The organism is Pseudomonas sp. B19125 (assembly GCF_044218855.1).
Classification (GTDB): domain Bacteria; phylum Pseudomonadota; class Gammaproteobacteria; order Pseudomonadales; family Pseudomonadaceae; genus Aquipseudomonas; species Aquipseudomonas edaphica.
Window position 1 is genome coordinate 941,898 of record NZ_CP162589.1, and the last position, 20,398, is coordinate 962,295.

Below are 20,398 nucleotides of genomic sequence, written 5' to 3' on the forward strand. Positions count from 1 at the left end.
CGCAATGGCTATCAGTGTTTTCGACCTGTTCAAGATCGGCATCGGGCCTTCTAGTTCTCACACCGTCGGCCCCATGCGCGCCGCAGCGTTGTTCGTTCAGCACTTGCGTGAACGTGGAGTGTTGGAACAAGTACGTCGCGTTGAAGTTCAGCTATATGGCTCGTTGTCGGCCACCGGCATCGGCCATGGCAGCGACACGGCGACCATCATGGGCCTGATGGGCGAGTGGCCGGACGCAATCGACCCGGCGCAAATCGGCCTGCGTATTCACACCCTGCGCGAGACCGACACGCTCTTGCTCGACGGCCGCCTGCCGGTGCCCTTCGTCTGGGCACGCGACATGCGCCTGCTCGACGAAAACCTGCCGTTCCACCCCAACGCCATGACCCTGGTGGTGTTCGATGATGACGGCGAGCTGCACCGCGGCACCTACTATTCAGTCGGTGGTGGTTTTGTGGTGGACGAGGCCCAGGCGCAGAGCGGCGTGGCCGATATGGACCGTACCGAACTGCCGTATGATTTTTCCAGTGCTGTGGAGCTGTTGCAGTTGTGCAAGACCCACAACCTGCGCGTCGCCGAACTAATGTTGGCCAACGAAAAAACCTGGCGCAGCGAAGACGAAATCCGCAGTGGCCTGATGAAGCTCTGGCGCGCCATGCAAGACTGCGTGGAGCAGGGCCTCAAGCACGAAGGCATCCTGCCCGGTGGCCTGAATGTGCGTCGCCGCGCCGCCAAGTTGCACCGCAGTTTGCAGGAGCTGGGCAAACCGAACGTGATTGGCTCGACCTTGAGCGCCATGGAGTGGGTCAACCTCTTCGCCCTGGCGGTCAATGAAGAAAACGCCGCCGGTGGGCGCATGGTCACCGCCCCCACCAATGGCGCGGCGGGGATTATTCCTGCGGTGCTGCACTACTTTATGAAGTTCAGCGAAGAAGTCACCGAAGCCAACGTGGTCGACTATTTGCTGAGCGCTGCGGCCGTCGGGATTCTGTGCAAGAAAAACGCCTCGATTTCCGGCGCCGAAGTCGGCTGCCAGGGTGAAGTCGGTTCAGCCTGTGCCATGGCCGCTGCGGGACTTGCCGAGATCCTCGGCGCCACGCCGGAGCAACTGTGCAACGCCGCCGAAATTGGCCTGGAACATAACCTCGGCCTGACCTGCGACCCGGTCGGCGGGCTGGTGCAAGTGCCGTGCATCGAGCGCAACGCGATTGCGGCGGTGAAGGCGATCAACGCCGCGCAGATGGCGCTGCGCGGTGATGGTCAGCACTTCATTTCCCTTGACCGGGTGATCCGCACCATGCGCGATACCGGCGCGGATATGCATGACAAGTACAAAGAGACTTCGCGGGGTGGTTTGGCCGTCAGCGCAGTAGAGTGTTGATTCACTAATGCCGCCATCGCAGGCAAGCCAGCTCCCACATTTGGAATGCATTCCCCTGTGGGAGCTGGCTTGCCTGCGATGGCGGTAGTTGCAGCACCACTGCTCATAAAGTGAACACCGGAACCCAAAAGCGCCACCTTTTAGCGCGTCGCAAATAGATAAGTAGCTTGCGAACGATTCCGTGCCTCACCACTCGTCACCCGTGCGTGCGGTGACAGACTTTTCCCACGCCCGCAAAGCGCCTTCCCACAAGTGCTACCGATCTGCTCACACCCCAGAGCAGGGCCGGTCTGACGTCCATTTCTGGCCATATTCCGCGCTCCCCGCGCGGGCTTATATAGACGCGTCATCAGGTCGTTTTTAGGAGTTATTGGATGGCCATTCAATTTTAGGCATGGCATTTGCTCTACCCATTCAAAGCCTCGCTCCTTGCTGGAGACGAACGCAATAACAAGAGCCTCGCCTGAGGCCATCACCCGCTTTGTGTGAGGAGATACCGCGATGACGTCGTTCAACTCCGGGGCCCAACCCCAGAACCGTGCGCCTCAATCCATCGGCTTTTTGCTGCTGGACAATTTCACGCTGATTTCCCTGGCTTCGGCAGTGGAACCGCTGCGCATGGCCAACCAGCTGTCCGGCCGCGAGCTGTATCGCTGGACAACCCTGAGTGTCGACGGCAACCAAGTGTGGGCCAGCGACGGTCTGCAAATCACCCCCGATGCCTCCATGCACAAAGCCCCGGCCCTGGACACTGTGATTGTGTGCGGTGGCGTGGGAATCCAGCGTACCGTTACCCGTGAGCACGTGTCGTGGCTGCAAAGCCAGGCGCGCCAGTCGCGTCGCCTCGGCGCCGTGTGCACAGGCAGTTGGGCCCTGGCCTGCGCCGGTTTGCTCGACGGTTTCGATTGCAGCGTGCACTGGGAATGCCTGGCGTCGATGCAGGAAGCCTTCCCGCGCGTGGCCATGAGCACGCGCCTGTTCACCCTCGACCGTAACCGCTTTACCAGCTCGGGCGGCACCGCGCCGCTGGACATGATGCTGCACCTGATCAGCCGCGACCACGGCCGTGAATTGTCGGCCGCCATCTCCGAGATGTTTGTGTACGAGCGCATCCGCAATGAACAGGATCACCAGCGCGTGCCGCTCAAGCACATGCTCGGCACCAACCAGCCGAAACTGCAGGAAATCGTCGCGCTGATGGAAGCCAACCTTGAAGAGCCGATCGACCTGGACGAACTGGCGGTGTACGTCGCCGTGTCGCGCCGCCAACTGGAGCGGTTGTTCCAGAAATACCTGCACTGCTCGCCATCGCGCTACTACCTCAAATTGCGCCTGATCCGTGCACGGCAGTTGCTCAAGCAAACGCCGATGTCGATCATCGAAGTGGCCTCGGTGTGCGGGTTTGTGTCCACGCCGCACTTCTCCAAGTGCTACCGCGAATACTTCGGCATTCCGCCACGGGACGAGCGCGTAGGTTCCAACACCACCCAGCAAGTGGCGATGATGCCGATTCCGCAGGCGTTGGTGCTGTCACCGTTGTCGGGGCCGATGTCGGCGTTGAGCCAGGCGCGTAATGAGTCGACGTTTGCCAGTGTAAGGCTTTAGACCGAGGTGGCTTTATCGCAGCGATGCGGCGACCCGACAAGCCAGCTCCCACATTTGAATTGTGAACCCAGTCAAATGTGGGAGGTGGCTTGCCTGCGATAGCGGTCTATCAGGCGCCCGAGCTCTGCTTGAACTGCACCAAAGCCGGCAACAACTGCTTGTCGATCGCCTGGCGCACCGCCGGCAAAATCGTCGCGCTGCCGGTGTACATCTGCTCCACCATGCCCTTGAGTGCCTTGGCCCGTGCGGCACTCAAACCGCGCACCGCACACTCGCAAGCCTGCTCGGCGCTGGCGCCGCTGGATACCTCAAAACCCAGCGAGCGCAGCTGGCTCAGCAGGTCATCCTGGTCAATCAAGTCCGCGTGCATCATGACGTTTATCCTGGTGTAGGGAACGGGATTGAATGGGATTCTGGTAGGCCCTCGGCCGGTCGGCAAGGGCAGAATCGGCGAATGGCTCAGATGGCTATGAACAGGTCGTTTTCGGGTCATTTACCGATAGCAACAATAGGCACACTGGAGGCCAGGCACGCACCTTGAAGGTTTGGTCACCCTCGAGATGTCACGCTCACACCAAGCACTCTGCCCCGATCCAGTCACGGCTGGCCCGGGGCTTTTTTTGCCGGGGTTTGTGGGAGCTGGCTTGCCTGCGATGGCCGCACCCCGGTCTACCTCTGCAACACCAATATCCGGGACAACAACTCATCCCGATCAATGTAACAACCCTGAAAATGCCGCGCTCCCGAAGCCGGGTCAAACGCATTGCGCGCATGCAAGGTGCGGCGGTTATCAAAGCACCACAACTCACCCGGATTCAGGCGTTTGACCAGTCGAAAACGGTCTTCCCGCGTCATCGCAATAAAGCGCCGATACGCCCGATACAACAACGGCATCTGCTCCACCGGTGCCTCAAACGGCCCGCGCAAAAAGTTGGCCATGCGGATCTCCGCCACATCGCCCAAGGCATCCAGCGCAATGATCGGGGCCAGGCGGCGGTAGTCGCTGTGCCGGTCTTTATTGCGAAACTCCACCGGGATTTCACACAGGGCGCGAAACGCCTCGGGGTCTTCCGTGCGCAGCGCCTGGGCGATGGCAAACCCATCGACAAAAATGCTCTCGCCACCGTCAGCGTCGTTCACCAGGCAATGCAAAAATTGCAGCCCCGGTTGCAGCTCCCGTGTCGGCAAATCACTGTGCAGCGGCAGGTTGAAAGCGGTGTAAGCATTGCTGTCGGCATCGGCCTTGGACTGCACGTTGAACAGCACGCCGAAGTTGCTCTCGCGGATAAACGAAATACGCTTGGCGATCAGTGCCAGCGAGCCTGGTTCGGTGGGCACGCCACGGATTTGCGTAAGGCCGCCGTCACGCAAGGCCAGCAGCCATTGCAACAGGGCGTTGGGGTCTTCCATCACCGCTGAGTATTCAAATATGGGCAGTTCGAAGGTGCTGCCCCACAGTTGCGACTGGGGTTTGGCAGCGCGGCGTTCGGCGCGTGATTGATCGTCATAGGCATGGGCGCGCAACCAGCCTGGATCGTACTGGCTGCGATGGCCGCCGTACCATTCCACGCACAGAAAACCTTGATCGATGCGCGCGCTGACTGCGCGCAGATGCTCGTCCACATCGACAATTTCCAGCACCTGCTCGCGGGTCACGCTGTACACGCATTGGGCACAGGGGCAGTTGTCCCGCAGCCACTGATGATGGAACGGGCTGACCCGCCCATCGGCCCACTGCACGCGAATCTGGTTGTCCAGTACCTGCGCCTCGGCAAGGTCGCAGATCTTCGGGTAAGTACGGAAATCGGCAACAGCGGCGGCGGTTTGCATGGTGATTCCTTATTGTTTTTTGGGTGGTAATCCGATCACTCGGCCCAGCAAGGCAGGGCGCGGCAGATCGGCCTGTTCGGCACTGATGGTTGCCAGTTTCTCCAGCGTGGCCTCGGTAAACGGCGCTGAATGCGGCCCCGCCAGATCGACGTGCAGCAGCATCTGCTCGTTGCCGGCCAACTCCTTCGCGTCGCCCACAAGGTGCAGGCTGTGATAGAGGTGCAGGCGCTTGGCGTCGTGGGCGATCAGTTGGGTGTGCACTTCGACCTCGGCGCCGAGTTTTACTTCGTGCAGGTAGTTCAGGTGCAGTTCCAGGGTGAACAGCGAGTGGCCGCTGGCTTCGCGGTTTTCGCTGTCCAGCCCGAGGGTGTCCATCAGCGCGTCGGTGGCGTAGCTGAAGATCAGCAGGTAAAACGCATCACGCAGGTGGCCGTTGTAATCCACCCAGTCGGGCTGGATGTGGGTGGTGTAGGTGGTCAGTGCAGGCATCACATATATTCCAGAATGTATGCAGTCAAAATGTGGGAGCTGGCTTGCCTGCGATGGCGATGGTGAATTTTGCATCGCTATCGCAGGCAAGCCAGCTCCCACACAGATCAACAGCGGTTATTCAGCGAAGCTCATGCCGTGTTTGGCTTTGGTGGTTTTCACCGCTTCCAATACCGCCAGCAAGCAATCATCACGATAGCGCTCCAGCGCCGAAATGCTGTGTTTACCCAACTGATCGCTGGTGCCGTCGACCACATCGTCAATCAACTTGTCGGTCAGCTCCGGCGCCGGCAAATACGTCCACGGCAACTGCAACGCCGGGCCGAACTGGGCCATGAAGTGGCGCATTCCGGCATCACCGCCCGCGAGGGTGTAAGTCAGGAATGTGCCCATGAACGACCAGCGCAAACCGGCGCCAAATCGGATCGCATCGTCGATTTCACCGGTGGTCGCCACGCCGTCATTCACCAGGTGCAACGCCTCACGCCACAGCGCTTCGAGCAAGCGGTCAGCGATAAACCCCGGCACTTCCTTACGCACATGCAGCGGGCGCATGCCGAGGGATTCATACACCTTGATCGCCGCCTGAATTGCCTGCGGCGCGGTGTTCTTTCCGCCCACCACTTCCACCAGCGGCAACAGGTAAACCGGGTTGAAGGGGTGGCCGACCACACAGCGTTCCGGGTGGGTGGAACCTTCGTAGAACTCGCTCGGCAACAGACCTGAAGTGCTCGAGCCAATCAGCGCATTCGGCTTGGCCGCTGCGCTGATCTTGCTGTGCAGTTCGAGTTTCAGCTCCAGGCGTTCCGGGGCGCTTTCCTGGATGAAGTCGGCGTCTTTTACGCATTCCTCAATGGTGGTTACAAAGCGCAGGCGATCCTGAGAGGCGCCCGGCGCCAGGCCTTGTTTCTCCAAGGCGCCCCAGGCGTTGGCAACGCGCTTGCGCAGGGCCGCTTCGGCGCCAGGCGCCGGGTCCCAGGCGACCACATCCAGGCCGTGGGCCAGGGCGCGGGACACCCAGCCGCTGCCGATAACACCGCTGCCGAGGGCGGCGAAGGTTTTGATTTCAGTGATAAAGCTCATGTCGACAATCCCTGAGTAATTCGGTGATCAAGGTGGGAGCTGGCTTGTCGAATCGTCGCACCGCTGCGATATCGGTGTATCAGTTGGTGCATTCGGTGCAGGTGTACCGCTATCGCGGGCAAGCCCGGCTCCCACAGGGTTTTGTGGTGTCTGAGTTAGCCGCGCTTGGTCAGGCCCATCTTGATTCGGCCCTCCGCCGGGGTCATAACCCGCGCGCCCAGGCGGCTGAGGATTTCACTCGCGCGTTCCACAAGCTGGCCATTGGTGGCGAGCACGCCTTTGTCCAGCCACAGGTTGTCTTCCAGGCCGACCCGCACGTTGCCGCCCAGCAGCACCGCTTGCGCCGCCATGGGCATTTGCATGCGGCCGATACCGAAGCCGGCCCACACGGCGTCGGCAGGCAGGTTGTCGACCATGGCTTTCATGGTGGTGGTGTCGGCCGGTGCGCCCCATGGGATGCCCAGGCACAGCTGGAACAGCGGGTTGTCGAGCAAACCTTCCTTGATCATCTGCTTGGCAAACCACAGGTGGCCGGTGTCGAAAATTTCCAACTCGGCCTTAACGCCCAGCTCTTGAATACGCTTGGCGCCCGCCCGCAGTTGCGCCGGGGTAGAGACGTAAATGGTGTCGCCATCGCCGAAGTTGAGCGTGCCGCAGTCCAGGGTGCAGATCTCCGGCAGCAACTCCTCAACATGGGCCAGGCGCGTCAGCGGGCCGACCAGGTCGGTGTTGGGGCCGAACTCCATCGGGTTCTCGCCGCCGCCGATTTCCAGGTCGCCGCCCATACCGGCGGTGAGGTTGACGATGATGTCGATGTCGGCCTCGCGGATGCGCTCCATCACTTCGCGATACAGCGCCACGTCGCGGCTGAACTTGCCGGTTTGCGGGTCGCGCACATGGCAGTGCACCACGGTGGCGCCGGCCTTGGCGGCTTCCACCGCGGCTGCGGCGATTTGTTTGGGAGTGACCGGCACGTGCGGGCTGCGGCTGGTCGTGTCGCCAGCACCGGTGAGTGCGCAGGTGATGATGACGTCGTGGTTCATGAGGCGGTTCCTTACAGGCGGGCGTAGTGATGCCGTTCGCAGCCAACAGCGGCTGCGATACGGTGATGCGAATCAGGTTATTTGCTGGTCAGTTGCAGGTTGGCCGCAGCCGGTTTGCCGTCGAAGGTGGTCACGCCTTCGAGCCAGCGCTGCTGGTCTTGCGGGTGGTCCTTGAGCCACTGCTTGGCCGACTCGAGGGCATCTTTGTGATCCAGCAACGGCTGCATCATTCGGCTCTCGTCGGCGGCGGTGAACGTCAGGTTGGTCAGCAGTTTGTGCACGTTGGGGCACTGCTCGGCGTAGGTCGGCGAAGTGACGCTCCACACCGTGGCCATGCCTTCGTTCGGGCCAAGGGCGTCGTCGCTGCCGGTGAGGTAAGTCATGGCGACGTTGACGTTCATCGGGTGCGGCGCCCAGCCGAAGAACACCACGGCCTCCTTGCGGCGCACGGCGCGGTCGACGGCGGCGAGCATCCCCGCTTCGCTGGACTCCACCAACTGGAACTTGCCGAGGCCGAACTGGTTCTTGGCGATCATCGCCTTGATCTGGGTATTGGCGCCCGAGCCTGGCTCGATGCCGTAGATCTTGCCGCCCAGTTCTTTTTCAAACTTGGCGATATCGGCGAAGGTTTTCAGGCCTTTATCCGCCAGATAAGTCGGCACCGCGAGGGTGGCGCGCGCATCTTCCAGGCTGGGTTTGTCGAGGACTTTGACTTGCTTGGCGTCCACAAACGGCGTGATGGTCTGGGTCATCAGCGGGTTCCAGTAGCCCAGGAACATATCCAGGCGCTGGTCGCGGATACCGGCGAAGATGATTTGCTGGGAAGCGCTGGTTTGTTTGGTCTTGTAGCCGAGGCCGTCGAGCAACACTTGGGTCATGGCGCTGGTGGCGATTACGTCGGTCCAGTTCACCACGCCCATGCGCACGTTCCGGCAAGACTCTGCGTCGGCCGCGAATACGCTGGTGCTTAAGATGGCGCTGGCGCTGAGTGCAAGCACGCAGCGGCTGATCAGTCGGTTCATGGTGGATCCCTCGGCAGGTCGTTATTGTGGGTGCCGGCGTCTTTGTGCGCCGTGGGATCAAGTTACGCAGCTTGAGGGGAGGCAAAGCGCACGGCGGCGACCAGCTCTTGCACTGCAGCGACCTGTGCTCTTGAATGGCCCGTTGAACTGGCGTATCACAGTGAGCACGCTGCCCGTCCTACGAGAGCGCCACCATGTCCCAGGATTTCTACTTTCTGCTGATGCCGGGTTTCTCGGCCATCGGCTTTATCTCCGCGCTGGAACCGCTGCGCGTGGCCAACCGCTTTCGCGGCGAGTTGTACCGTTGGCACGTGTTGAGTGCCGATGGCGGCGCGGTGTTGGCGAGCAATGGCATGTCGGTGAACGCCGACGCCGCATTGGAGCCGCTGAAAAAAGGCGCGACGCTGATGGTGGTCGCAGGCTTCGAACCCTTGAAGTTCACCACGCCCGCACTTGAACACTGGCTGCGCCGCCTCGACCTCGACGGCGTCACCCTCGGCGCCATCGACACCGGCGCCTGCGTGCTCGCCGAAGCAGGCTTGCTCGACGGCCACCGCTTGACCTTGCACTGGGAAGCCATCGACGCGTTCAAGGAATCTTATCCACAGCTCACCGTGACCCAGGAACTGTTCGAGATTGACCGCCGGCGCATCACCTGCGCCGGTGGCACCGCCTCCATCGACCTGATGCTCGACCTGATCGCCCAGGCCCACGGCCCGGACCTGGCCATCCAGGTGTCCGAGCAATTCGTACTCGGGCGCATCCGCCCGCGCAAGGACCACCAGCGCATGCAGATCGCCACGCGCTATGGCATCAACAACAAGAAGTTGGTGCAGGTGATCGGTGAAATGGAGCAACACACCGAGCCGCCGCTGAGCACCTTGGCGTTGGCCGATGCAATTAAAGTCACCCGGCGTCAGCTGGAACGGCTATTCCGCCTGCACCTGAACGACACGCCAAGTAACTTCTACCTCGGCCTGCGCCTGGAAAAAGCCCGGCAGTTGTTGCGCCAGAGCGACATGAGCGTGCTGGAAGTGAGCATTGCGTGCGGGTTTGAGTCGCCGTCGTACTTCACCCGCAGCTACAGGGCGCGGTTTGCCAAGTGCCCGAGAGAGGATCGGCGACGGGAGGTGGTTTGACCGGCAATTATAGTCAATTATACTCGCGACTATAATTTATAGTGCTTCCAATAATTGAGTATAAAACCATGTCCAAGCACAGCGGCTTTGTGTTTCGCCGCCCGACGCTGGCTCGCAGCATTGCTGATGGCTTGGTGGGCGCCGGGATTCAGGATTTCACTTCAGGCCTGTTCCTCGCAGCACCTCGACGCACCGGCAAAAGCACCTTTTTGCGCGAAGACTTGATCCCGGAGTGCCAGTTGCGGGGTTGGCTGACGGTGTATGTCGATCTCTGGGCTGACAAAGAAAAAGACCCCGCGGAGTTGATTGCCAGCGCGATTGCTGCGGCTCTGGTGCCCTATGAAAAGGGCATTCGCAAGCTGGCCAAGAACATTGGAATCGAGAAACTAAGCTTCCTGCGTACCCTTTCCTGGGACTTCAGCAAGCCACAATTGCCGGTTGGCGCGACGCTGACCCAAGCCTTGGAGTTGCTCCACAGCGCAGCCGAAAAGCCCGTCGTGCTGGTGATTGATGAAGCGCAGCACGCACTGACCACCGAGCCTGGTATCAACGCGATGTTCGCGTTGAAAGCTGCCCGAGATCAGCTCAACCAGGGCCGTGACGAGGAGGGCAGTGGCTTGCGCCTGGTGTTCACCGGCTCCAATCGCGACAAGCTTGCGCATTTGGTCCTCGGTAAAAGCCAGCCATTCTTCGGCTCCAGCATTACCCCGTTCCCTTTGCTCGGCAAAGAGTTTACCCAGGCCTACACCCTGCACCTCAACGCGCATTTGGCCAAAACCAATCAGTTCAACGCGGCGGACATCGACGAAGCCTTTGAACTGGTCGGCCGGCGCCCGGAGATGCTGCGTACCATCATCGGCGAAGTGGCGCTGGAGTTGGGCGAGGCGAGCAACCTGGGCCAACTGCTGCACAGCCGCGCCGAACTGTTGCGTGCCGGCGTGTGGACCGAATTTGAAAGCGCGTGGAACAACCTCACCATTCCCCAGCGTGCTGTGTTGGAGGTGATGGTGGTGCGTTCGCAGAACAACGAGCCTTTTGCGCCGTTTACCGACAGTACACTCACGGCGGTCAGCAAGGCACTGGAGGACATGGGCAGCGACGTGGTGCCGGGCACCCAGACCATTCAGGCCTGTATCGATGCCTTGCGTGACAAAGAGCTAGTGTGGAAGTCGAGTCGCGGCGGGTATGCCCTGGAAGACAAATCCTTTGGCGATTGGCTGCTGCACAGAAGCCGTACAGCGAATTCAAAGACACCATAAATCAAATGTGGGAGCTGGCTTGCCTGCGATAGCGGTAGATCAGGCAGTACAGCGTTATCTGACAAACCGCCATCGCAGGCAAGCCAGCTCCCACAGGGGATTGGTGGTGTGGCTTACTTTTTTACCAGCGCCGAACACGCCGCCTTGAAGGCCTCATGCTGATACTTGTTCAGCGAGGCCGGCAGGGCAAAATCGTGCTTTTTGTTCTGCGCATTGATGGTCTGCGGCGACAGCAATGCCACCTCAACACCGTCGAGCAACTGAAACACCCCTTCAATCTTGAACGTGGTCGGGCCACCGGCGAATTCGCCTTTCTTGCTGCGCTTCTTGATCGCGATGCGGGTGATGGCGTTTTCTTGCACAAAGGCCTTCACCTGGGCGGCGAAGGCTTTGACGTTGGCTGCCTCATCGTCGTCATCGAGGGCGATTTTCTTGATGGCCAGCGCCACGTGGGTCAGCGCCTGGTTGTCCAGGGAGGCGACGGCGATGATGGCTTCGCTGCCTTTGATTTCGATGCCGCAGATAGTCATGGATAGCCTGGTTTCAGAGAAAAAGTGACGGGATTGTCGCTTATTCCTGCCCGATCGACTCCAAAAACTCCGACCGCTCATCACTCATTCGCGCCAGGCAGTCATTCTGTTGAATCGCGTAGTCCTTGCTGCCATTCACCGCCGGGAAGGTGTCCACCGCGCAATCGGCATCGCGCAGCTTTTCCCATTTCTGCTGGGCATCCTTCAGACGAGCGGTAATGTCGGCCAGTTGCGATTTGTTGCTGCCATAGGTCGAACCCATGCGTTCCAGCAAGCCCTGGTAGTTATCCTTGAGCAATTGCTCGGCGGTGGTTTTGTTATAGGTGGCGCATTCCAGGGTTTGTTTGTCGTTTTCGATGCCATCGCAGGGCGTGCTGTCGGTGTCTTCAGCGGCGTGTACGCCGGTTGCGATGAGTGCCAAAGCCAGGAAAATCGATTTCATTGCGCCGTCTCATATCAGGTGATGAGCAAATTCTGGCTCAAGCGTGGGACAAAGAACAGCCACCTGTCAGCTATGTCATGTAGGCCTTTGTCGCTGATTGACGCTTTCGGCAATTCCCCTGTCGTTTTTGCACCCGGCTCCGTCGGCCCCTGAGCATATGCTGGCCCCAAAGCGCCGGCAGACGATTCGGCGCATGAATCGCCAATAAGGGGACGCCTGATGAGCCCAGCCGAGTTGCACGCCGACAGCATCGTTATCGACGGTCTGATTATTGCCAAGTGGAACCGCGACCTGTTCGAAGACATGCGCAAAGGTGGCCTCACCGCCGCTAATTGCACGGTGTCGGTGTGGGAAGGCTTCCAGGCCACGATCAACAACATCGTTGCCAGCCAGACCCTGATCCGTGAAAACAGCGACCTGGTGATCCCGGTGAAAACTACCGCCGACATTCGCCGTGCAAAAGAGCAGGGCAAGACCGGCATCATCTTCGGCTTCCAGAACGCCCATGCGTTTGAGGACCAACTCGGCTACGTCGAGATCTTCAAGCAGCTCGGCGTGGGTGTGGTGCAGATGTGCTACAACACCCAGAACCTGGTCGGCACCGGTTGCTACGAGCGTGACGGCGGGCTGTCGGGCTTTGGTCGTGAGATCGTCGGTGAGATGAACCGTGTCGGCATCATGTGCGACCTGTCCCACGTCGGTTCCAAAACCAGCGAAGAAGTCATCCTCGAATCGAAAAAGCCAGTGTGCTACTCCCACTGCCTGCCGTCGGGCCTTAAAGAGCACCCGCGCAACAAGTCCGATGAAGAGCTCAAGTTCATCGCCGACCATGGCGGTTTTGTCGGCGTGACCATGTTCGCGCCGTTCCTGGCCAAGGGCATCGATTCGACCATCGACGACTACGCCGAAGCCATCGAATACACCATGAACATCGTCGGTGAAGACGCCATTGGCATTGGCACCGACTTCACCCAGGGCCATGGCCAAGATTTCTTTGAAATGCTGACTCATGACAAAGGCTACGCCCGCCGCCTGACCAGCTTCGGCAAGATCATCAACCCGCTGGGCATCCGCACCGTGGGCGAGTTCCCCAACCTCACCGAGACCTTGCTCAAACGCGGCCACAGCGAGCGCGTGGTGCGCAAGATCATGGGCGAGAACTGGGTCAATGTCTTGAAAGACGTCTGGGGCGAATAAGCCACCGCATTTCTCCCCGACCGTTCGCGTCGGGGCATACCTGAGAATTTTCTGGAGTTAAGTTTCCATGGCCAAAATCGCCCCGCAATTGCCTATCGAAGTCGACAGCGAAACCGGTGTCTGGACCTCCGACGCCCTGCCGATGCTATATGTGCCACGGCATTTCTTCGTCAACAACCACATGGGCATCGAAGAAGTGCTGGGCGCCGACGCCTACGCCGAAATCCTCTACAAGGCCGGCTACAAATCTGCCTGGCACTGGTGTGAAAAAGAAGCTGAGTGCCACGGCCTGGAAGGCGTTGCGGTGTTCGAGCACTACATGAAGCGCCTGTCGCAACGCGGCTGGGGCCTGTTCAAGATCCAGGACATCGACCTCGATAAAGGCACCGCCAGCGTCAAGTTGGAACACTCGGCGTTTGTCTACGTGTACGGCAAGGTCGGGCGCAAAGTGGACTACATGTTCACCGGTTGGTTTGCCGGTGCCATGGACCAGATTCTGCAGGCGCGTGGCAGCAAGATTCGCACCGTAGCCGAGCAAGTTTACGGAGGCTCCGAAGAGGGCCATGACGACGGCCTGTTCACCGTCAAGCCGTTGTAAGTCGAGGAACCGTGCCATGGCTTTCGAAGCAATGTTTGCGCCGATCCAGATCGGCAAACTGACCATCCGCAACCGCGTGCTCAGTACCGCCCACGCCGAGGTGTATGCCACCGACGGCGGCATGACCACCGACCGCTATGTGAAGTACTACGAAGAGAAAGCCAAGGGCGGTATCGGCCTGGCGATCTGTGGCGGCTCCTCGGTGGTGGCCATCGACAGCCCGCAGGAATGGTGGAGTTCGGTGAACCTGTCCACCGACCGCATCATCCCGCACTTCCAGAACCTGGCCGACGCCATGCACAAGCATGGCGCCAAGATCATGATCCAGATTACCCACATGGGCCGTCGCTCGCGCTGGGACGGCTTTAACTGGCCAACCCTGATGTCGCCGTCCGGCGTGCGCGAGCCGGTGCACCGTGCTACCTGCAAGACCATCGAGCCGGAAGAAATCTGGCGCGTGATCGGCAACTACGCCAGCGCCGCCAAGCGCGCCAAGGCCGGTGGCCTGGACGGTGTGGAACTGTCCGCGGTGCACCAGCACATGATCGACCAGTTCTGGAGCCCGCGGGTCAACAAGCGTACCGACGAATGGGGCGGCACCTTCGAGGGTCGCATGAAGTTCGGCCTGGAAGTACTCAAGGCCGTGCGCGCCGAGGTCGGTGACGACTTCTGCGTGGGCATGCGCCTGTGTGGCGACGAGTTCCACCCGGACGGCTTGTCCCACGAGGACATGAAGCAAATCGCCAAGTATTACGACGACACCGGCATGCTCGATTTTATCGGCGTGGTGGGCTCGGGTTGTGACACCCACAACACCCTGGCCAACGTGATCCCCAACATGAGCTACCCGCCGGAGCCGTTCCTGCACCTGGCAGCCGGTATCAAGGAAGTGGTCAAGGTTCCAGTGCTGCACGCGCAGAACATCAAGGACCCGAACCAGGCCACGCGCATTCTGGAAGGCGGCTATGTGGACATGGTCGGCATGACCCGTGCGCACATCGCCGACCCGCACCTGATCGCCAAGATCAAGATGGGCCAGATCGACCAGATCAAACAATGCGTCGGCGCCAACTACTGCATCGACCGCCAATACCAGGGCCTGGATGTGCTGTGCATCCAGAACGCCGCGACCTCCCGTGAATACATGGGTGTGCCGCACATCATCGAGAAATCCACCGGGGCCAAACGCAAAGTCGTGGTGGTCGGTGCCGGTCCGGCCGGGATGGAAGCGGCGCGGGTCGCGGCCGAACGTGGCCACGACGTAACCCTGTTGGAGAAGAAAGAGTTTATCGGCGGGCAAATCACCACCGCCTCCAAAGCCCCGCAGCGTGACCAGATTGCTGGTATCACCCGCTGGTTCCAGCTGGAATTGGCGCGCTTGAAAGTCGACCTGCGCCTGGGTGTGGCGGCGGATGCCGAGACCATCCTCGACCTGCGCCCTGACATCGTGGTGCTGGCCGTCGGCGGGCATCCGTTTATCGAGCAGAACGAACATTGGGGCGCCGCTGAAGGCCTGGTGGTGAGTAGTTGGGACGTGCTCGACGGCAAAGTCGCGCCGGGCAAGAACGTGCTGGTGTACGACACCATCTGCGAGTTCACCGGCATGTCGGTGGCCGACTTCCTGGCCGACAAAGGCAGCCAGGTGGAAATCGTCACCGACGACATCAAGCCAGGCGTGGCGATTGGCGGTACGTCGTTCCCGACTTACTACCGCAGCATGTACCCCAAAGAAGTGATCATGACCGGCGACATGATGCTGGAAAAGGTTTACCGCGAGGGCGACAAGTTGGTGGCGGTGCTGGAGAACGAATACACCGGCGCCAAGGAAGAACGCGTGGTTGACCAGGTGGTGGTCGAGAACGGCGTGCGCCCGGACGAAGCTATCTACTACGGGCTCAAGGAAGGTTCGCGCAACAAGGGCCAGATTGACGTCGAAGCCTTGTTCGCGATCAAGCCGCAGCCGTGCTTGAGCGAAGCGGGTGACGGCTACTTGCTGTTCCGCATTGGTGACTGTGTGGCGCAGCGTAATACCCACGCCGCTATCTATGACGCCCTGCGCTTGTGCAAGGATTTCTAGGCAACCACCGAACCACTGTGGGAACCGGTCAATGTGGGAGCCGGGCTTGCCCGCGATGCAGGCGACTCGGTCTTGAGTGACACCGAGGCGATGCCATCGCAGGCAAGCCAGCTCCCACCTTTATCCGGTTCCCATGCAAGACCTGTGTGGTCTTTGGGAGCTTCACCATGTTGAACACCTTGCTTCCTATTCTCTTGTTTGCAGCCATCGGCCTCGCCGCCCTAGGCGCCCTGCGCCGGGTGAACATGTGGCGCCGTGGGCGTGCTTCCAAGGTTGACTTGCTGGGCGGCCTGCTGGCCATGCCCAAGCGCTACATGGTCGACCTGCACCACGTGGTCGCCCGCGACAAATACATCGCCAACACCCACGTCGCCACCGCCCTGGGCTTTGTGCTGTCGGCGTTGCTGGCCATTTTGGTGCACGGTTTTGGCCTGCATAACCGTATCCTCGGCTATGCCTTGCTGCTGGCCTCGGTGCTGATGTTTGTCGGCGCCACCTTCGTCTATTTACGTCGGCGCAACCCGCCATCACGCCTGTCGAAAGGCCCGTGGATGCGCCTGCCGAAAAGCCTGATGGCGTTCTCGGTCAGCTTCTTCCTGGTGACCTTGCCGGTGGCCGGGATTCTGCCCGCCGACTTCGGCGGCTGGCTGCTCGCCGCGCTCTTGAGCCTGGGCGTGCTGTGGGGCGTAAGCGAAATGTTCTTCGGCATGACCTGGGGCGGGCCGATGAAGCACGCCTTCGCCGGTGCCCTGCACTTGGCCTGGCACCGCCGCGCCGAGCGTTTTGGTGGCGGCCGCTCTACAGGTTTGAAGCCGCTCGACCTCAGCGATAAAACCGCGCCATTGGGCGTGGAAAAACCCAAGGATTTCACCTGGAACCAACTGCTCGGCTTCGACGCCTGCGTGCAGTGCGGCAAGTGCGAAGCGGCGTGCCCGGCGTTCGCCGCCGGCCAGCCGCTGAACCCGAAAAAACTCATTCAGGACATGGTCGTCGGCCTGGCCGGTGGCACCGATGCCAAGTTCGCCGGCAGCCCTTATCCAGGTAAACCGATTGGCGAGCACGGCGGCAACCCGCACCAGCCGATCGTCAACGGCTTGGTTGATGCCGAAACCCTGTGGTCGTGCACCACCTGCCGCGCCTGCGTGGAAGAGTGCCCGATGATGATCGAGCACGTCGACGCCATCGTCGACATGCGCCGCCACCTCACCCTGGAAAAAGGTGCCACGCCGAACAAGGGCGCCGAAGTCCTGGAAAACCTGATCGCCACCGACAACCCCGGCGGCTTCGCACCGGGCGGTCGCCTCAACTGGGCAGCGGACCTGAACTTGCCGTTGCTCAGCGAAAAAGGCAGCAGCGACGTGCTGTTCTGGGTCGGCGACGGCGCTTTCGACATGCGCAACCAACGCACCTTGCGCGCCTTCGTCAAAGTGCTGAAAGCGGCCAAGGTCGATTTTGCAGTACTGGGCCTGGAGGAGCGCGACAGCGGTGACGTCGCTCGCCGCCTGGGTGATGAGGCCACGTTCCAATTGCTCGCCACACGCAACATCCAGACCCTGGCCAAGTACAGCTTCAAGCGTATCGTCACCTGCGACCCGCACAGCTTTCACGTGCTGAAAAACGAATACGGCGCCTTCAACGGTAATTATGTCGTGCAGCACCACAGCACTTTCATGGCCGAGCTGATCGGTGAAGGCGCGCTGAACCTGGGCCAGCACAAGGGCAACAGCGTGACCTACCACGACCCTTGTTACCTGGGCCGTTACAACGGCGAATACGAGGCGCCTCGCCAAGTGCTGCGGGCGTTGGGCATTGAGGTCAAGGAGATGCAACGCTCGGGTTTCCGTTCGCGCTGCTGCGGCGGCGGCGGCGGCGCGCCGATCACCGATATTCCCGGCAAGCAGCGGATCCCGGATATGCGCATGGATGACATCCGCGAAACCGGCGCCGAGCTGGTGGCCGTGGGTTGTCCACAATGCACCGCGATGCTTGAGGGCGTGGTCGAGCCACGCCCCCTGATCAAGGACATCGCTGAACTGGTCGCCGACGCGTTGCTTGAAGAAGCCGCACCTGGCAAGGCACCTATCAAGCGTCAACCTGCGGAGGTGCACTGATGAGCGACATTATACGCCGCGACCCACGGGCCGAATGGATCGCCCGCAACCGCCTGCACCCGTTGCACGCCGCCATGCAGCCGCTGCAACACAGTTGGATGGGGCCGAACGGCGTCATCCGCAAAAATGTACATGGCTTGGGTTTTATCGGCCCCAACGGTATCAAACGTATCGACCGCAGCGGCGCCCAGCAGGGCGGCGCGGCCAAGCGCACGGCGGCGGTGCAAGTGCAGTTGCCGTTGCACCAGGTGCCAGCGCCGGCGTTCTACATCAACGTGGTGCCGGACATGGTTGGTGGCCGCCTGAGCAGCCACGACCGCGATTTGCTCGGCCTGGCCCGGCAACTGGCCGGCAGCGACGGTGCAGTGCTGGCGGTGGTGTTTGGCGAACATAAAGAGAGTGCTTTTGCCACGGCGGGCGTCGATCGCCTGCTGGTGCTGGAAGGCCACGAATTCGAGGGTTATTCACCGGAGCAACGCGTCCAGGGCCTGCGGGCTGTGGATAACCAGTTCAACCCACGCCATTGGTTGCTGCCCGACAGCCGCAGTGGCGGCGGTGAATTGGGCCGGCGTTTTGCCGCGAGCCTCAAGGAGCGCCCGGCCACACGCGTCTGGCAGATCAAGGGCGACGAGTGCATCGGTCGCGCCGGTGCGGGCCAGGAGGATTTGGCCCGGCCACTGCCACGCCTGATTCTGGCAGCGGTGGAATGCGCCGAGCCGGTCAGCGAAACCCGTCACGAGGTCTTGCCCGTGGAGTTATCCACAGCCTTGGCGCGCAGCCTGCCGCGCATCGAGGATCTCGGCGCAGTGGCGGTGGACCCAGGGGCGATTCCGATGGCCGAGGCGGAGTTTATTTTCTCTGGCGGCAATGGCGTAAAAGATTGGGCACTGTTCCACCAGACCGCCGCCGCCTTGGGCGCCACCGAAGGCGCGTCACGGGTGGCAGTGGATGATGGCTTTATGGCGCGTGATCGTCAGGTCGGTGCCAGCGGCACTTGGGTGACGGCACGGGTGTATGTGGCTGTGGGTATTTCCGGGGCGATCCAGCACCTGCAAGGCATCGGTGCCTGCGACAAGGTGGTGGCAATCAACCTCGACCCTGGCTGCGACATGATCAAGCGTGCCGACTTGTCGGTGATCGGCGAAAGCGCCGCGATTCTGCAAGCCTTGATCGAGGCGGTGCAGGTGTACCGCAACGGCGCCAAGCGCGACGCAGCCTAGGGACATGACCATGACCACGAATGTAATCAGCCTGGTGTCAATCGGCGCCCACCCGACCTCCGGCCGCCCACGCCGTGCGGAGCAGGATGCACGCGCCGTCGAGCTGGGCCTGCAGCTGGCTGGGGATAAGTTGCAAGTGTTGCATGCCGGTGACGTTAACGAGCCGACGTTGCGCAGCTACCTGGGCATGGGCCTGCCGCAATTGCATGTGCTGGAACAACCGGCGGGCAGCGACGCCTTGCCGGTGCTCAGTGATTATCTGCGCGAGACTGGCGCCCACGTAGTGCTCACCGGCAGCCAGGCGGAAACCGGCGAAGGCTCAGGCATGTTGCCGTTTCTTTTGGCCGAGCAATTGGGTTGGCCATTGATAGTCGGGCTGGCGCAAGTGGAATCTATCGATGGCGGCATTGCCCATGTGCTGCAAGCCTTGCCGCGCGGGCAGCGGCGGCGCCTGAAGGTGCGCCTGCCGTTTCTGGCGACTGTGGATAACGCCGCGCCCAAACCACGGCAAAGCGCCTATGGCCCGGCGCAACGCGGTGAACTGGCGGCCCATGAGGTCGAAATCGAGACGGACGAGTTACTCGCAGACGCAGTGTTGCAACCGGCCAAGCCCCGGCCCAAGCGCCTCAAGGTGATTAAGGCCAAGAGCGGCGCGGACCGGATGAAGGCGGCGACCGCCAAGGCCAGCGGCGGCGGTGGGCAAGTGCTCAAAGGTCTTAGCCCCGAGGCGGGCGCGGAAGCGATTCTGAAGCTACTCATTGAAGAAGGCGTGGTGCGCTGATTACCTGTGGGAGCTGGCTTGTGTGGGAGCTGGCTTGCCTGCGATAGCATCACCTCGGTCTGGCTGATGGACCGAGGTGCCTGTATCGCAGGCAAGCCAGCTCCCACAGAAAAACTCGCCCTCACACTGTTTTTGCAGTGCATCGTCCGGATTACCCACAATCCCTGTTGATCCGCCTGTGGATAACCTGTTCGCGGTTGTCCACACCCCCGGCTAATCAAGCCCTGCAGCCCTCTGTACGAAAAACAACCAGGCTAACTGACGGTTTTGCTTGGGTTTTTTCCTGGATAAGTTTGAAACCCTGCACAAACTTGCCCCCAAAGTCTGTTGGCGCTTCTGTGGATAAGATGTTCGCTACTGGCTGTGAGCCTTATAAATAAAGGCTTTCAGTGGTGTGGTCAAAATATGATCAATTTGGCTTATTGGCTCGCTGAAACCCCTGGATGCCCCGATTTGTGAAGGGGTGACGCGGTTTTCCACAACGCCGGCGAAGTTGCCCCCAAAGTCTGTTGGTGCTTCTGTGGATAAGGTGTTCGCGTACTGCTGCAGGCCACGTATTAAGAGGCTTTCAAGGGGTTGATCAATAAGTGA

18 protein-coding genes are annotated in these 20,398 nt (G+C 60.9%); 10 read left to right on the forward strand and 8 right to left on the reverse strand.

The genetic code is table 11. From position 1 onward, the window contains the following. Nucleotides 1-4 precede the first annotated feature (4 nt). Nucleotides 5-1,381 (forward strand): L-serine ammonia-lyase, encoded by a 1,377-nt coding sequence (locus AB4P96_RS04210; RefSeq protein WP_099550375.1) that lies wholly within the window; start codon nt 5-7, stop codon nt 1,379-1,381. Between the two features lie 501 nt (nt 1,382-1,882). After that, entirely contained in the window at nt 1,883-2,986 is a 1,104-nt protein-coding gene (locus tag AB4P96_RS04215; RefSeq protein ID WP_005792167.1) for a GlxA family transcriptional regulator, read from the forward strand. Nucleotides 2,987-3,095: 109 nt separating this feature from the next. Here the strand turns inward: AB4P96_RS04215 and AB4P96_RS04220 are convergent, their stop codons facing one another. The 6 genes from AB4P96_RS04220 to AB4P96_RS04245 all read right to left on the reverse strand — a co-directional run bounded on the left by AB4P96_RS04220 (nt 3,096) and on the right by AB4P96_RS04245 (nt 8,453). Beyond that, on the reverse strand, nt 3,096-3,359 hold the full coding sequence (locus AB4P96_RS04220; protein ID WP_017139371.1) for a hypothetical protein: 264 nt from the start codon (nt 3,357-3,359) through the stop codon (nt 3,096-3,098). Nucleotides 3,360-3,655: 296 nt separating this feature from the next. Beyond that, nucleotides 3,656-4,816: a gamma-butyrobetaine dioxygenase gene (locus AB4P96_RS04225; RefSeq protein ID WP_170036861.1), complete on the reverse strand. Its 1,161-nt coding sequence runs from the start codon at nt 4,814-4,816 to the stop codon at nt 3,656-3,658. A 9-nt stretch (nt 4,817-4,825) separates the two neighbouring features. Continuing rightward, complete coding sequence (locus AB4P96_RS04230) at nt 4,826-5,305, reverse strand: thioesterase family protein (RefSeq protein ID WP_170036870.1); 480 nt, start codon at nt 5,303-5,305, stop codon at nt 4,826-4,828. A gap of 117 nt (nt 5,306-5,422) precedes the next feature. Then, a complete protein-coding gene (locus tag AB4P96_RS04235) occupies nt 5,423-6,388 on the reverse strand; it encodes an L-carnitine dehydrogenase (protein WP_099550378.1) in 966 nt (321 codons plus the stop codon). Nucleotides 6,389-6,543: 155 nt separating this feature from the next. Next, nucleotides 6,544-7,431, reverse strand: coding sequence for a 3-keto-5-aminohexanoate cleavage protein (locus AB4P96_RS04240; RefSeq protein ID WP_017139368.1), 888 nt, complete (start codon nt 7,429-7,431; stop codon nt 6,544-6,546). Nucleotides 7,432-7,508: 77 nt separating this feature from the next. Beyond that, the gene (locus tag AB4P96_RS04245) at nt 7,509-8,453 is read right to left on the reverse strand and encodes a choline ABC transporter substrate-binding protein (protein WP_017139367.1); all 945 of its coding nucleotides are present in this window, start codon (nt 8,451-8,453) and stop codon (nt 7,509-7,511) included. Between the two features lie 194 nt (nt 8,454-8,647). Between AB4P96_RS04245 and AB4P96_RS04250 the strand changes: the two genes are divergently transcribed. Next, nucleotides 8,648-9,592: a GlxA family transcriptional regulator gene (locus AB4P96_RS04250; RefSeq protein WP_099550379.1), complete on the forward strand. Its 945-nt coding sequence runs from the start codon at nt 8,648-8,650 to the stop codon at nt 9,590-9,592. A gap of 68 nt (nt 9,593-9,660) precedes the next feature. After that, nucleotides 9,661-10,851, forward strand: a complete 1,191-nt coding sequence (locus AB4P96_RS04255) for an AAA family ATPase (protein ID WP_017139365.1) — start codon at nt 9,661-9,663, stop codon at nt 10,849-10,851. 113 nt (nt 10,852-10,964) lie between these two features. On the opposite strand, the gene AB4P96_RS04260 is transcribed toward AB4P96_RS04255, so the two are convergent. Next, the gene (locus AB4P96_RS04260; RefSeq protein ID WP_017139364.1) at nt 10,965-11,381 is read right to left on the reverse strand and encodes a DUF3010 family protein; all 417 of its coding nucleotides are present in this window, start codon (nt 11,379-11,381) and stop codon (nt 10,965-10,967) included. A 40-nt stretch (nt 11,382-11,421) separates the two neighbouring features. Continuing rightward, nucleotides 11,422-11,823: a lysozyme inhibitor LprI family protein gene (locus AB4P96_RS04265; RefSeq protein ID WP_017139363.1), complete on the reverse strand. Its 402-nt coding sequence runs from the start codon at nt 11,821-11,823 to the stop codon at nt 11,422-11,424. A 219-nt stretch (nt 11,824-12,042) separates the two neighbouring features. On the opposite strand from AB4P96_RS04265, the gene AB4P96_RS04270 reads away from it, so the two are divergent. The 6 genes from AB4P96_RS04270 to AB4P96_RS04295 all read left to right on the forward strand — a co-directional run bounded on the left by AB4P96_RS04270 (nt 12,043) and on the right by AB4P96_RS04295 (nt 19,807). Beyond that, complete coding sequence (locus tag AB4P96_RS04270; RefSeq protein WP_014720245.1) at nt 12,043-13,020, forward strand: dipeptidase; 978 nt, start codon at nt 12,043-12,045, stop codon at nt 13,018-13,020. 67 nt (nt 13,021-13,087) lie between these two features. Continuing rightward, nucleotides 13,088-13,618 carry a DUF5943 domain-containing protein gene (locus tag AB4P96_RS04275; protein ID WP_008033249.1) on the forward strand — a complete coding sequence of 177 codons (531 nt, stop codon included), beginning with the start codon at nt 13,088-13,090 and terminating at the stop codon, nt 13,616-13,618. A 16-nt stretch (nt 13,619-13,634) separates the two neighbouring features. Continuing rightward, nucleotides 13,635-15,695, forward strand: coding sequence for a dimethylglycine demethylation protein DgcA (gene dgcA, locus AB4P96_RS04280; protein WP_099550382.1), 2,061 nt, complete (start codon nt 13,635-13,637; stop codon nt 15,693-15,695). A gap of 167 nt (nt 15,696-15,862) precedes the next feature. Then, nucleotides 15,863-17,806, forward strand: coding sequence for a dimethylglycine demethylation protein DgcB (gene dgcB / locus AB4P96_RS04285; RefSeq protein WP_395600531.1), 1,944 nt, complete (start codon nt 15,863-15,865; stop codon nt 17,804-17,806). Continuing rightward, nucleotides 17,806-19,026, forward strand: coding sequence for an electron transfer flavoprotein subunit alpha/FixB family protein (locus AB4P96_RS04290; RefSeq protein WP_395600532.1), 1,221 nt, complete (start codon nt 17,806-17,808; stop codon nt 19,024-19,026). The genes dgcB and AB4P96_RS04290 overlap by 1 nt, the downstream gene beginning before the upstream one ends. Before the next feature lie 10 nt (nt 19,027-19,036). Further along, nucleotides 19,037-19,807 carry an electron transfer flavoprotein subunit beta gene (locus tag AB4P96_RS04295; protein ID WP_017139361.1) on the forward strand — a complete coding sequence of 257 codons (771 nt, stop codon included), beginning with the start codon at nt 19,037-19,039 and terminating at the stop codon, nt 19,805-19,807. Nucleotides 19,808-20,398: the final 591 nt, after the last annotated feature.